Origin of the sequence: Acinetobacter sp. COS3 (genome assembly GCF_000475335.1) — a bacterium.
Lineage (GTDB): Bacteria > Pseudomonadota > Gammaproteobacteria > Pseudomonadales > Moraxellaceae > Acinetobacter > Acinetobacter venetianus.
Map to the genome: position 1 here is coordinate 23,172 of NZ_AXCD01000005.1, position 12,750 is coordinate 35,921.

The 12,750-nt window shown below is 37.1% G+C and carries 10 protein-coding genes; 4 read left to right on the forward strand and 6 right to left on the reverse strand.

Annotated elements, in window-relative coordinates:
• Positions 1-19: 19 nt before the first annotated feature.
• The 3 genes from IO68_RS19780 to blaOXA all read right to left on the reverse strand — a co-directional run bounded on the left by IO68_RS19780 (position 20) and on the right by blaOXA (position 4,887).
• A complete protein-coding gene (locus IO68_RS19780; protein WP_023012660.1) occupies positions 20-1,720 on the reverse strand; it encodes a P-loop NTPase fold protein in 1,701 nt (566 codons plus the stop codon).
• A 55-nt stretch (positions 1,721-1,775) separates the two neighbouring features.
• Positions 1,776-3,497 (reverse strand): GGDEF domain-containing protein, encoded by a 1,722-nt coding sequence (locus tag IO68_RS19785; protein WP_023012661.1) that lies wholly within the window; start codon positions 3,495-3,497, stop codon positions 1,776-1,778.
• Between the two features lie 556 nt (positions 3,498-4,053).
• The gene (gene blaOXA, locus IO68_RS19790) at positions 4,054-4,887 is read right to left on the reverse strand and encodes an OXA-266 family class D beta-lactamase (protein ID WP_023012662.1); all 834 of its coding nucleotides are present in this window, start codon (positions 4,885-4,887) and stop codon (positions 4,054-4,056) included.
• A 704-nt stretch (positions 4,888-5,591) separates the two neighbouring features.
• Between blaOXA and omp33-36 the strand changes: the two genes are divergently transcribed.
• A complete protein-coding gene (gene omp33-36, locus IO68_RS19795) occupies positions 5,592-6,458 on the forward strand; it encodes a porin Omp33-36 (RefSeq protein WP_023012663.1) in 867 nt (288 codons plus the stop codon).
• Between the two features lie 127 nt (positions 6,459-6,585).
• On the opposite strand, the gene IO68_RS19800 is transcribed toward omp33-36, so the two are convergent.
• On the reverse strand, positions 6,586-7,236 hold the full coding sequence (locus IO68_RS19800; RefSeq protein ID WP_004878012.1) for a response regulator: 651 nt from the start codon (positions 7,234-7,236) through the stop codon (positions 6,586-6,588).
• A gap of 353 nt (positions 7,237-7,589) precedes the next feature.
• On the opposite strand from IO68_RS19800, the gene msuE reads away from it, so the two are divergent.
• Together msuE and sfnG are read left to right on the forward strand one after the other, a co-directional pair.
• Entirely contained in the window at positions 7,590-8,330 is a 741-nt protein-coding gene (gene msuE / locus IO68_RS19805) for an FMN reductase (RefSeq protein ID WP_023012664.1), read from the forward strand.
• A 24-nt stretch (positions 8,331-8,354) separates the two neighbouring features.
• Positions 8,355-9,458: a dimethylsulfone monooxygenase SfnG gene (gene sfnG / locus IO68_RS19810; protein ID WP_023012665.1), complete on the forward strand. Its 1,104-nt coding sequence runs from the start codon at positions 8,355-8,357 to the stop codon at positions 9,456-9,458.
• A 77-nt stretch (positions 9,459-9,535) separates the two neighbouring features.
• Here the strand turns inward: sfnG and IO68_RS19815 are convergent, their stop codons facing one another.
• Complete coding sequence (locus tag IO68_RS19815; protein ID WP_023012666.1) at positions 9,536-9,949, reverse strand: Lrp/AsnC family transcriptional regulator; 414 nt, start codon at positions 9,947-9,949, stop codon at positions 9,536-9,538.
• Between the two features lie 104 nt (positions 9,950-10,053).
• Here IO68_RS19815 and IO68_RS19820 point away from each other — a divergent pair, with 104 nt between their 5' ends.
• The gene (locus tag IO68_RS19820) at positions 10,054-10,599 is read left to right on the forward strand and encodes a cysteine hydrolase family protein (RefSeq protein WP_031234681.1); all 546 of its coding nucleotides are present in this window, start codon (positions 10,054-10,056) and stop codon (positions 10,597-10,599) included.
• A gap of 51 nt (positions 10,600-10,650) precedes the next feature.
• On the opposite strand, the gene acs is transcribed toward IO68_RS19820, so the two are convergent.
• The gene (acs, locus tag IO68_RS19825) at positions 10,651-12,594 is read right to left on the reverse strand and encodes an acetate--CoA ligase (protein WP_023012668.1); all 1,944 of its coding nucleotides are present in this window, start codon (positions 12,592-12,594) and stop codon (positions 10,651-10,653) included.
• Between the last annotated feature and the right edge of the window lie 156 nt (positions 12,595-12,750).

Here is a 12,750-nt window from a genome sequence, read left to right on the forward strand (position 1 = left end):
ATGGGCTCGGAAGAGCCCATTAATTTTCCTTGAGTATCGTTATTAGAAATTCAATATTTTTTCTAAGATAAATATCACCGTTAAATGCTTTCTCTTCTAAAACCTCAAAAATCATGCTTTTAATTTGAGGAGTTAGACTACTATCGATCCGTTGTTCAAATATCTTTTTGATTAATGACATTTTATGAGTTTGGAAAAATCTAGGATCATTAGGAATTTTGTTCCATATCAAATCCTCCCAATCATTTTTAGTTGCATTTTTTAGAATCACGGCATCGCTATCATTCCAACTTTTACTTAGCAAATAGTTGCTCATAACATTAAATAGACTAGGTAAAACTAGATCATGGTTGTGATATTGCCAATACTTAAGATATCGATGAAATAAGTTTTTCTTATTAAAACCAGAATCAAAGGCTTGATTAATCGTTCCTATGACATCTAGATTTAAAGAGTCCTTTAAATTTTCTTTAACTATTAGATTCAATGCTCGTGACAAATCATGTCTACCAAATTTTTTCAGCAAATCACTATAAAAGTATAAATTTTCTAAAATTTCTACACCTACAAGTGCTTTTGATAGGCTAAAGATCTGCTCACAATAAGATTCATTAACTTCTAAATTTCGCCATATTTTCATTAAATCATACAAATCATTTTTGTTTTTATTATTCTGTTCTGATATTAGCTCTAAGTTAGCAACTCTATTTAATTCAAAGAAATTGATACTATCTCGTTGATCAAACCATTTTCTAAACTCGATTGACCATAAGTCATCTGTTACAAATAAGTAAGAGACTTTTTCAAGCTTATCTAAAACTAAGCTTTCACTTTTTGCTTTCTCAGGATGATATTTCTCATTTATAAGATTTCTAACCGAGCTTTTAATAGTGAAATCTTCCCATGTAACCTCATATTTCGCCCCAAAATCAAGAATGAAAAAACCTTGAAGAATACGAACTAAAATTATTTTTTTTGTTGAGTCAGCGATTGCAGGAGGCAAGGAATCCTTAAACTCTCGATATAACTTAATTACTTTTTGAAAAAATCGAAAATTATGAATCTCTAATTTATTAGCAAACTCAATCATCAAATCAATAAGTTGATCATCAATATCTTTGGTATTTTCTCGGATTAAAGGTTCAACAGAATGTACAATAATTGTCTCATCAACCAATTTTTCTTTGTATTCAGCATACTTTTTCTTATTGTCTCCTTCAGCTTTATCTTCATCCAAAATTAAAATGATTTGACAATTTTTTTCTAATTTTAAGTAATTGGCTAAACCCATAACATCTTTTATTTCTAGCTTCTTTGACATTCTTTCAAAGTCATCAAAACAAATAATCGCATCTTTGACCTGATTGAACATTAGACTATCAAAAATCTTAGTAGAAGCACTTAAACCGAACTGTGAAACTCGTGTGTCCTTTAAAATAGATGGCAAACCCCTAATCCATCGAGGAATCTCTAAATTTGAATGATTATTTTCAATATTGCTATAAATGTGCGTTTTCAAATCACTTAGTGACTCAAGACCAAATAGAGAAACATAGACGTACTTCTTTTTAAAATTGCATCCGTCGATAAATCTTTTCCAAAAGAAAGTCTTACCAACACCCCAAGGTCCAGTAATCGCAATTGCGGTACCAATTTTCTCATTTTTTATATTATGTTCTAATATGTCTTTTAATCTTTCTTCTTTCTCTACGAGATTCATTAGCTTTAAAACACTATAGTTATAAAACTCTATAATAATTAAATAATTGAGCTAATCAAGTCTCAACAATATTCTTCCCTTTTGCCTTCGCTCTTAACATTGACTGATCCGCTTTTTCTAACAATTCCAACCAATTTTCTGCCCCAACAGCTACACCAATACTGACCGAAATCCAAAGCAATTCATCAGAGTTGGAAATAGCGATAGGCTCTTTCGCAATTTCTGAACGGATACTTTCTGCGATAACCTTTGCAGCCTCTATCGTAATATTTTCAATGACAACCAAAAACTCATCACCACCATAACGAACAATTAAATCAGATGCTCGGACATTATGTTTGAGATGATCGGCAATCGTGGAAATGACTTGATCACCCACAATATGCCCATACTGATCATTCACAAATTTAAAATTATCAATATCCGCCACAACCACACCCGTGTTTAAAAAACCACTCGGCTTACGCTCCAGAGCATGAACATATTCTTCCAAAGCCAAACGATTCGCGACACCTGTTAACACATCCGAGTTGGCAATCTTTTTAAGCTGCGTCTCCATCATGTCACGTTGATTCAACATCACTTTTAGACGATCAATCGCCTCAAATAAAGATAAAAACTCCTGTCTGGATTGTTTGGTTTTTAACTCTTCTTTTGACGCATTTGATAAGCGTAGAATCATTTCTCGTGCTTTGATTAACGGACTAAATACTTTCCGCTTTGTATAAATCATAATAAAAATAGCTGTCAGCAAGGACAGACAAGAAATACACAAAGTAAAAATGAATTGTTGCTTGGCTTTTTTATTCTGTTCGTGCGCAACTTGAATACTGTAATCTAAAATATAGTTCTGCAAATCCATAACCGTTGTAAATTTATCTACAATCCGATTCGTTAATTGCGTACCCGTGAGAAAATAAGTTTGATTATTTTGACTTTGATCGAGTAATTTCGTAATTAAAGGCAAACCTTGATCTAAAAACTCTGTTTTTACTCGTTGATGTAAATGGACATATTCAGCTGTCTTGGTTTGTTCAGGTTGGATCGTATCAACCAAAGCCCATAAATATTGAGATTGATGCTGGGTTTGTAAACAACGTGCTCGATTAATATCTGAGATTTTTTCACCAAACGTCACAGGTGCCATAATATTTGAAGCAACTCGCCCTGCTTGATCTCGCATATCCGTAAGAACCAAAATCGAAATAAAATAATTCGACATTTTGCTGTCTTTACTTTTGGATTGTTTCATCAAATCATTTAAATATTTTCGGCTCTCATCCCAAACATCAAACATCGTAAAAATTACATGATTAAATTGAGCAGACGTTCGCTGAGCATGGGGAATATTTGCATAAGCGTCTACAACCTCACGACCATGATTCAACTTTGCTTTGAAATCAGTTTGTAAATGTGTCGCAATCGACTCAAATCCACCTTGATTTAACGTCGCTATGGTCTGATCAATCTGATCATCCACAACCAATCTAAACTCAGCTAACTCTTTTTGATTGGCTGCTAATTCTTCAACGGTACTCGACATAACCTTATTGGCAGGTGCGCGTTCTCGAGAAATTTTATTGGCTGTTTTTACTAAGGCACGCAGGCTCGTAATTTCTGTTAATACTTGATTTGTCTTAATATATTCTTGATAGCTTTGAATAATCAGAGGGATAGAGATATATAGGATCGAAGAAATAATAACGACCATACATAGAAAAAGCCGGAGACTGATTTGCTCAGAACGTAATTTCGCACTTTTTAAACTACGTCCCATGCACACACCTTGCTTGTTTCAAAAACTCATCCAGATTGATTTTCAAACAGTATGTAATTTTACCTGATTTTTAAAATTATACCGTCATAATTAAAGCTGTTTTTTTAAACAGATAAAATACAAGCAAAACCAATTTTCCTTTTGGTTTGTTAATTTATATTTATCTATTTGTTTTAATTATTAATAATAATTAAAACAATTTTCATCAAATTGATCTTTCGAAGAATTATAAAATACTTTTGTATTATTTAAATTAGCCAAAAGAATAAATAAATGATTTATGAGCTAAATAAATTGCTATATATTCAAAATTATCTTTAATTATTAGAGATATAACACTTTTTTCACATAAAATCATTCCACGTCTAATCGAAAAACCAAATCTTTTAGATAAAAATTATCAATTTCACACGTTTATTAAAAAGAGTAATACTTTACTAAAGCACAGACTTATAGATTTTAGTTAACCCTCTAGGATGTTTTCTCCCCCAAGCTAAACATCCTTTTCAACCCAACCAAATAAAACGGTTGGGTCTTTTTTTATGTGAATATTAATCTAATGCTGAATTAAACCTAACTGCTGCAATGCCTCATAAACAATCGTTTTCCGAGCCTCCACATGTTCAGTTTTATTCATCTCCATATTTAGAGAAAATGCAGTTACTTTACCATTAGGTTGCTCTACCCATCCTGTCCACCATCCCACTTGTGGCTCAACATCCATTCCCCAACCACTTTTCGCATAAACTTTTGTCCCATTCACCTGATCCACCAATAACATTTGCTTAACTTGCTGCTGAACAGGAATGTCAAACGCCAATTGCTCATTTGCCAACGCGTAGGCAAATCTGACTTCTTGAATCGGTGTGATTTTTAATGGGCCAACCAACCAAAAATTATCGACCTGATTGCCTATATCTGAATTTCCAAAGCCTATTCTTTTAACTTCAGATGCCATCAAATCTAAACCTATTCGTCTGGCTAATTCTTGGTAAATAGGAACAGCGGATGCTTGAATCGCCTCAGTTAAGGTCAAATCTTTTTCCCAGCTCTTAAATCTGCGCTTTTCTCCATTCCATTTAAAAACTTCATTGGGTGTCGTTTTATGATGTTGGATGCCAATCAAAGCATTGAGCATTTTAAAAGTAGATGCAGGGATATAAGAGGTTTGAGCTCGATTTAAGGCATTCCCATATTCATGTATCTTTTGACCGTCATAAGTGACAAATACGCCTTCTGTTTTGGCATTCACAAATAGCTCAGAAATTTTTTGTTGTTGCTTTTGCTGTTCTGCAATCTGCAGCTCTGAATTTAAGCTGTGACAAGCAACCAAGCCTAAACTTAAGCATAACGAACTACATAGCAGAGCAACTTTGAGTTTTTTTCGCATAATGATAGGAATGTGGCAGAGTATGGAGTTTTAATATAAGCCTATTTATTCATCAAATTTGTATTATTATTCTATTTTCATTTACTATAAAAAGGGCAAAAAAAAGCTCAGCCTTGGGGAAAGCCGAGCTAGTAAACAGAGATGTATAAACATCGAATACTCAAGAAAATGTTATAAAGGCATAATGCAAATTAAATACCTCTTGACACCAATTATGCGAACTAAGTCTCAAAAAGTAAAGTTGATTAAATAGATCGGAATTGTGTTTTTTATCGTTTTTGTTGATTATTTATACGTTACAATTACACAAATTTTAAGACTACTACTAAATAAAACCAGATATACCCTACAAAAAATTAAAAAAATGAGATGTATTTATCAGCTGAAAACTCAAAATATTACAATTTTAAGACCAATAAAAAAGAAAAAACCGATCAAAACAATCGTATAAAACAATTAAAAGATATAGATAAAAGCCTATTATTAAATAAAATCAGAATATCAAAAATGCTTCTATCTCACTGTAAATTATAATTTTCATTATTGGTTGACAAAATAAAATACGTTTGTCTATTTTTTATACACACCATATAAATCAAACACACGTTTGTCGGATCATAGAATTTATTACATTGACTTCATATTTTGTTACAATAGAATGACACCAGATTTATATTTCTTTTATATCAATGCTGGAAATTACTATGAAAAAACTCGGTTTAGCCACTGCTTTAGTATTAGCCATGACCGGTGCTCACGCTTACCAATTTGAATTACAAGGTCAGTCTGAAGCTCTAGATTCGAATGACGAGAACAGAGATTTTAATAGTTACACAGTTGGCGCACAAGCAACTTACTACTTCAAAAATGTAGATGCTTCTAAAGGTCCTTTAGCTGAAGCAGCTTTTGTTAACCAAGCGTCTAACGTATCTCTTGGTTATAACTTTGCTAATCTTGACGAAGTTAAATCTCAAAACGTAGGTGTTAAAGCTGAGGCTTATGTACCAACACCATATACACCAGCATATGCAAGCTTAAGCTACAGTGCGACTGACAATGACGGTAAATATGGTCTTAATGATGACCGCGGTCAACGTTGGGCTGTTGAATTTGGTTCGGTAATCGCTCCAAACTTCCTTGTTGCTGTAGGTTATACAAATACTGTTGAACAAGTTTCTTTAGATACTTTTAAAATTTTGAATAAAGGTTTTGGCAAAGCAGTTGGTGAAACAGCTACTATTGCTGAAGACCAAGATGCGATTACTGCACGTACGAAGTACGTTGGTGCAATCGATGGTACACCAATGTCAATCGGTTTCGAAACAGGTATCGTTTATGGTGAAGACACTGCATACGAATTAAAAACTGATTTGTATTTAAACTCTCAGCTTAGCGCTGGTGTTTCTTACGCTAAATCTAGTTTTGCTGGTTCACCAGACTCAGCTTGGGGCGTGAACGTGAATTACTTCATCACTCCAGCTGTTGCTGTAGGTGCAAGCTACTTAAATGCTAATGGTGTTAATGCAGCTGATATGCAAACTGTTGGCGTGAACGCGAAGTTCCGTTTCTAATATTGAATTCGGGCTCTAAACCTAGAACCCTTAATTCATAACAAAAAAACCAGTTCATCAGAACTGGTTTTTTTGTTTTTAACAACATTGATTAACTTTCATCTATAAAAGAAACTCAAGTCATTACTTACATCTTTTTATCTTCAATATTAAGCGCACTAATCGCCAATACTGCTTGAGTACGGTTTTGTACGCCAAGTTTACGGAAAATCGCAGTCACATGCGCTTTGATCGTTGCCTCTGATACATCCAGCTCATAAGCAATCTGTTTATTTAATAGACCTTCCGCAACCATCATTAATACACGAAATTGTTGTGGTGTAAGAGACTGTAATCGCTCAGCAAGAGCCGTTTCATCCGCAGCACGAGGATCAAAGCCTGCATGTGTTGGTAAATTTGGTGGTAACCAAATCTCACCTTCCAACACTTGTTTAATCGCTTCACCAATATGGCTAGGATGTGAAGACTTTGGAATATATCCCATCGCACCATGTGCAATTGCACGTTGAATAATTGAAAGTTCTTCATGTGCAGATACAACGATAATCGGAATCGCTGGATATTGCGCGCGAACATACACTAAGGCTGAAAATCCAGAAGCACCTGGAAGATTTAAATCCAACAGCACTAAGTCTGGTTCTGCACCATGCTCTAATCGTTCATAGAATTCATCAACATCCGCAGTTTCCTGAATTTGAGCCTGAGGAATGCTATAACGAACCGCTTGAATCAAAGCATGTCTAAATAAAGGATGGTCATCTACAATTAAAATATTCATAAGCGCTTTATGCAGTCTTCAAGTACGTCACTGTACGGAGTTTATTCAAATCTACTCTATCTTAGCGTATTTTTAAAATAAACTGTTGGTCAAGCATCAAGAGTTGTGTATTTCAGCATAAATGCAAAACAATACAAATATTGATATAAGTCACATAACATCAACTAATCAATAAACACTATACAGAAATAACGAGAAGAAACAGAGTATTAAATTCATTTAATTTTTCTCGTAATACTTAGAACAGATATATCTACAAAACAGATAAGCTTGCAGCTTTTCCTTATTTTACAGCTGTGGTCGAGCTATAGATAAATAAATAGTAATTCGTAATGACCTTTTAGGCTGTGACTATGTCCAATCGTAATACTTTATCAACTCCACTGAATATTGTTGCTGTATCTGGTGGTTTAAATAGCCCTTCGAAAACAGAAAGTTTAGTTCAAGCCATTCTCGATGAACTAGCAGAAGCCATCAACATCCAAGTACATTTTGTCAAACTCAGTGAAATTGGGCCTTTGCTTGGTGGAGCAATTTACCGTAATCAACTGCCACAACGTGTTCAAGATGACCTCGCAGCAGTAGAAGCAGCTGATGCACTGATTGTCGGCACTCCTGTTTATCGTGCTTCGTTTACAGGTTTATTTAAACATTTTTTTGATTTTGTAGAACAAACTGCTTTGGTTGATGTGCCAGTTTTACTTGCAGCCTCAGGTGGCAGTGACCGCCATGCATTGGTCTTAGAACATCAATTACGTCCACTATTCAGTTTCTTTCAAGCACAAACCTTACCCATTGGCGTTTATGCCACAGACCGCGACTTCACCCCTGAATATACGGTAAAAAGCGAGCAATTATCTGATCGCGTGAAGCTCGCTGTTGCACGTGCTTTACCAATTTTAGAATGGGCACCAGCCAAAGGTCAGCGTGCGGCTGCCATTAAAACCAAAACCGAACAAGCTAATCAAAATCTTGGTATCAATAAACAGATTGAACAAGCGGAGGTACTTCCATCCGCAGCAGTTCCTGATCTGGATGCAGCGGAATCTCGATTGCATTCCAAATCAACTAAGAATCTAACTCACGTTGCATAAACCGATTTAATGGAGGATACAACAATGACAACAACAGCATCCGCAATTAAATTTGCCTACTGGGTTCCCAATGTGAGTGGCGGTCTCGTTGTCAGCAATATTGAACAACGTACTGACTGGAGCTATGACTATAATGTGCGCTTAGCTCAAGCAGCGGAACAAAGCGGCTTTGAATATGCTCTCACTCAAATTCGTTTTACCGCTGGCTATGGTGCAGAGAACCAACATGAATCTGTCAGTTTTAGTCATGCTTTATTAGCAAAGACTGAAAAACTCAAAGTAATTGCAGCGATCCTACCCGGCCCTTGGAAGCCCGCATTGGCTGCTAAGCAATTGGCGACCATTGACTATCTTACTCAAGGGCGCATTGCAATTAATGTGGTCAGTGGTTGGTTCCGTGGTGAATTTGATGCGATTGGCGAACCTTGGCCTGAGCATGACGAACGCTATGTTCGCTCGGAAGAATTTATTCGTACTCTCAAAGGGATTTGGACGACTGACCATTACAGCTTTGATGGTAAATATTACCAATTTCAAAATTACACACTTAAACCAAAACCATTGCAAAAACCGTCCATCGAAGTGTTTCAAGGTGGTAGTTCTCGCGCCGCTCGTGATATGGCAGCACGTGTATCCGACTGGTATTTTACCAACGGCAATAGTGTCGAAGAAATTAAGAAACAGATTGATGACATTCGCAGCAAAGCGAAGTTATCTAATAGACACGTCAAGATCGGGGTTAATGCTTTCATTATCGCCCGTGATACAGAAGAAGAAGCTAAAGCCGTACTGAATGAGATCATTGCGCAAGCCAATATCGAAGCGGTGAATGCCTTCGGTGATGCAACTCGTGAAGCGGGTGCAGCAGCTCCAGAAGGTGAAGGAAATTGGGCAAAATCGACCTTCGATGATTTGGTGCAATATAACGATGGCTTTAAAACTAATCTGATTGGTACACCAAATCAAATTGCAGAACGCATTCTTGCTTTAAAAAATGTGGGGGTAGATCTAGTTCTTTCTGGCTTTCTTCATTTCATTGAGGAAGTTGAATATTTTGGAGAAAAAGTTTTACCGCTAGTCCGTCAACTTGAACAACAGGAGCATCATCTCTCAGCAAAATCAGCGTAGTTTTCAGCATTAAATAAGAAGAAAAACAAAACTAATAGCAGATACTTCCCCAAGGCTCGGCTTGGGGCTTTTTTATTTTAACGGGTCTCAATTTCTCGCATGACGGTTTCAACCGAATAACGGCACCACTGCGACAGCTGCTCAATGAATTCATTTAATTGTGGCGGATCAAAGTGGCTGACGATCATATAACAAGCATTGCCGAGAACCTTAAAACATTCATCCACTTGCTCATATTGTTTGACTAAACGCTCAACCTCGATAAAAGCTTGCTGATCATTCATAAAAAGTTGGATGAACTGTTTATGCTCATACTTTATCGCCACAGTGTAGTTTTTGATAATACCTGCATCCATCAACTGAGCAATACGTGCCCCCACTGCCTGTCCTGTACGATGCACGAATTGTCCAATTTCTTTATGACTCAGACGAGAATCTTGTCTCAATAATTCAAGAATTTTTAAGTCGATGGAATCAAGTTCAATATTCATTTTTCATTACGAAAGAAAACCAGCAACAATGCTTTCACCAAAATATAGCCCATTTTTCAGTTTCACCCTACGCTTGTTTTATCTTAACCTTAGAGCTAAATATGATGAAACAGGCTTTACTAATTATTGATGTACAGAATGATTATTTTAAAAATGGCAAAATGGAGTTGGTCAATCCTGAACTTGCCTTGCAAAATACCAATCAACTAGAAGACTATTTTATTCGAAACAATTTACCAATCATTTATATCCAGCACATTAGTCCAGCCTCGGCCAGTTTCTTTGAGGAGAATACCGTTGGTGTTGAATTACACCCACAACTTCAAATCACTGATGATTCTCTGATTGTTGAAAAACATTTTCCAAATAGCTTTCTAGAAACCAAACTTCAAGCCATCCTTGAACAACATCAAGTTGAGCAATTAGTGATTACAGGCATGATGACACATATGTGCATTGATGCAGGAACACGAGCGGCACAAGAACTCGGCTATCAGCCGATTGTGATTGCAGATGCGACTGCAACTCGCGATTTAGAACATGAGGGCAAAATAGTCAAAGCAGCAGATGTACAAACTGCTTTTTTATCAGCACTAGGCTTCTTCGCTACAGTACAAAACACGGCAGATTTTTTAGCCTCACATAAATAAACCATATAAAAAAAAGAGCGTTCTACAGAACGCTCTTTTAGTAAAAAACGATTATCTGTTTGGATAAACCGTCGCAATCAAATGCTCGACCACAGCTGGTTCAGCTAATGTTGAGGTATCACCTAAGCTATCCAATTCATTTGCCGCAATCTTTCTTAAAATACGACGCATAATTTTACCTGAACGGGTTTTTGGTAAAGCAGGCGCCCAATGCAATGCATCTGGGGTTGCCACAGGTCCAAGAACTTTACGCACCCAATTCACTAACTCTTTGCGTAGCTCTTCAGATTCTGCCACATCAGCTTGTAAAGTCACAAAGGTACAAATACCCTGACCTTTAATATCATGCGGCATCCCAACCACCGCAGCCTCAGCAACTGCCTCATGTGCCACTAGCGCACTTTCAATCTCGGCAGTTCCTAGACGATGACCAGAAACATTCAACACATCATCAACACGTCCTGTAATCCAATAATAATTATCTTCGTCTCGACGTGCACCATCACCCGTGAAATAGCAACCTTTAAAGGTCGAGAAATATGCTTCGATAAAACGTTGAGGATCGCCCCAAATGGTTCGCATCTGACCCGGCCATGAATCCTTAATCACCAGATTCCCTTCGGTTGCACCTTCTAACTCATTGCCTTCACCATCAACCAAGGCTGGCTGAACACCGAAGAATGGACGTGTTGCTGAACCTGGTTTTAAAGCGGTTGCACCCGGCAATGGTGAAATTAAGATACCACCCGTTTCTGTTTGCCACCAAGTATCCACAATTGGGCAACGACCTTCACCAACCACCTCGTGATACCAATTCCATGCTTCAGGATTAATCGGTTCACCAACCGAACCCAGTAGACGTAAGCTACTGCGATCACTTTCACGGACATAGGCATCACCTTCACGCATCATGGCGCGAATTGCGGTTGGAGCAGTGTAGAGAATAGTAATGTTGTGCTTATCAATGACATGACCAATACGTGCCCAAGTTGGATATTGTGGAATCCCTTCAAACATTACCGTCGTCGTTGCATTACTCAGTGGGCCATAAAGTAAATAACTATGCCCTGTAATCCAACCGACATCCGCAGTACACCAGTACACATCATCTTCACGAAGATCAAAGACCTCTCTGAATGTTGTATTGACATATACTAGATAACCGCCTGTGGTATGTAGCACGCCTTTCGGTTTACCTGTTGAACCTGAGGTATACAGAATGAATAATGGGTCTTCTGCTTTCATCGGTTCTGGTGGACAGTGCTCATCCACTTCCATAATGGCAAGGTGATACCAAACATCTCGCTCAGGGTTAAACTGAATAGGATTACCTGTACGGTGCACCACAATCACATTCTGAACACTACTTGTACCATCAATCTCCAATGCAGCATCTACATTTTCTTTGAGTGGAATAATTTTCCCACCACGCATTCCCGCATCAGCAGTAATGACTAATTTTGCTTGGCTATCTTCAATACGACTGGCCAATGAATCTGGTGAGAAACCTCCAAACACCACACAATGTACTGCGCCGATACGCGCACATGCCAACATAGCAATTGCTGCTTCAGGCACCATTGGCATATATAGAACTACGCGATCACCTTTACTGATACCTTGCTTTTTCAAGACATTGGCAAAACGACACACTTCATCATGCAATTCTGCAAATGAAATAATTTTATGACGTGATGGATGATCACCTTCCCAAATAATTGCTGGCTTGAGAGGATTATCTTTAAGATGACGATCTAAACAGTTAGCAGAAACATTCAGTTCGCCATCTGCAAACCATTCGATCTTGAAATTATCTGGATGAAAACTGGTGTTTTTAACTTGCGTAAAAGGTTTAATCCAATCAATCTTTTTCGCTTCTTCTGCCCAAAATGCTTCAGGGTGTTCAATTGAATACTGATAACGATTGAAATAGTCTGCTTCAGAGATTCTTGCTGTTTCTTTGAATTTGTCAGGCACTGGGTAGATTTCTTTCATAGTTCACTTCCTTGGTTTTTTATCTCATACCGTAGATATACCATCTAATGCTTCGGTATTTTTTGTTGTCTCTTGCAGTATGGTCACCAACAACAAGAGCAAACAATGCGGCTTTGGTCGTAGAACTGTTGCAATTTTACGATTCGCATATTTTCA

Bases quoted from the DNA above. Each gene is read 5' to 3' on its own strand.
- IO68_RS19780 (WP_023012660.1), bottom strand. From the start codon at position 1,720: ATGAATCTCGTAGAGAAAGAAGAAAGATTAAAAGACATATTAGAACAT.
- IO68_RS19785 (WP_023012661.1), bottom strand. From the start codon at position 3,497: ATGGGACGTAGTTTAAAAAGTGCGAAATTACGTTCTGAGCAAATCAGT.
- blaOXA (WP_023012662.1), bottom strand. From the start codon at position 4,887: ATGCGAAAAAAACTCAAAGTTGCTCTGCTATGTAGTTCGTTATGCTTA.
- omp33-36 (WP_023012663.1), top strand. From the start codon at position 5,592: ATGAAAAAACTCGGTTTAGCCACTGCTTTAGTATTAGCCATGACCGGT.
- IO68_RS19800 (WP_004878012.1), bottom strand. From the start codon at position 7,236: ATGAATATTTTAATTGTAGATGACCATCCTTTATTTAGACATGCTTTG.
- msuE (WP_023012664.1), top strand. From the start codon at position 7,590: ATGTCCAATCGTAATACTTTATCAACTCCACTGAATATTGTTGCTGTA.
- sfnG (WP_023012665.1), top strand. From the start codon at position 8,355: ATGACAACAACAGCATCCGCAATTAAATTTGCCTACTGGGTTCCCAAT.
- IO68_RS19815 (WP_023012666.1), bottom strand. From the start codon at position 9,949: ATGAATATTGAACTTGATTCCATCGACTTAAAAATTCTTGAATTATTG.
- IO68_RS19820 (WP_031234681.1), top strand. From the start codon at position 10,054: ATGAAACAGGCTTTACTAATTATTGATGTACAGAATGATTATTTTAAA.
- acs (WP_023012668.1), bottom strand. From the start codon at position 12,594: ATGAAAGAAATCTACCCAGTGCCTGACAAATTCAAAGAAACAGCAAGA.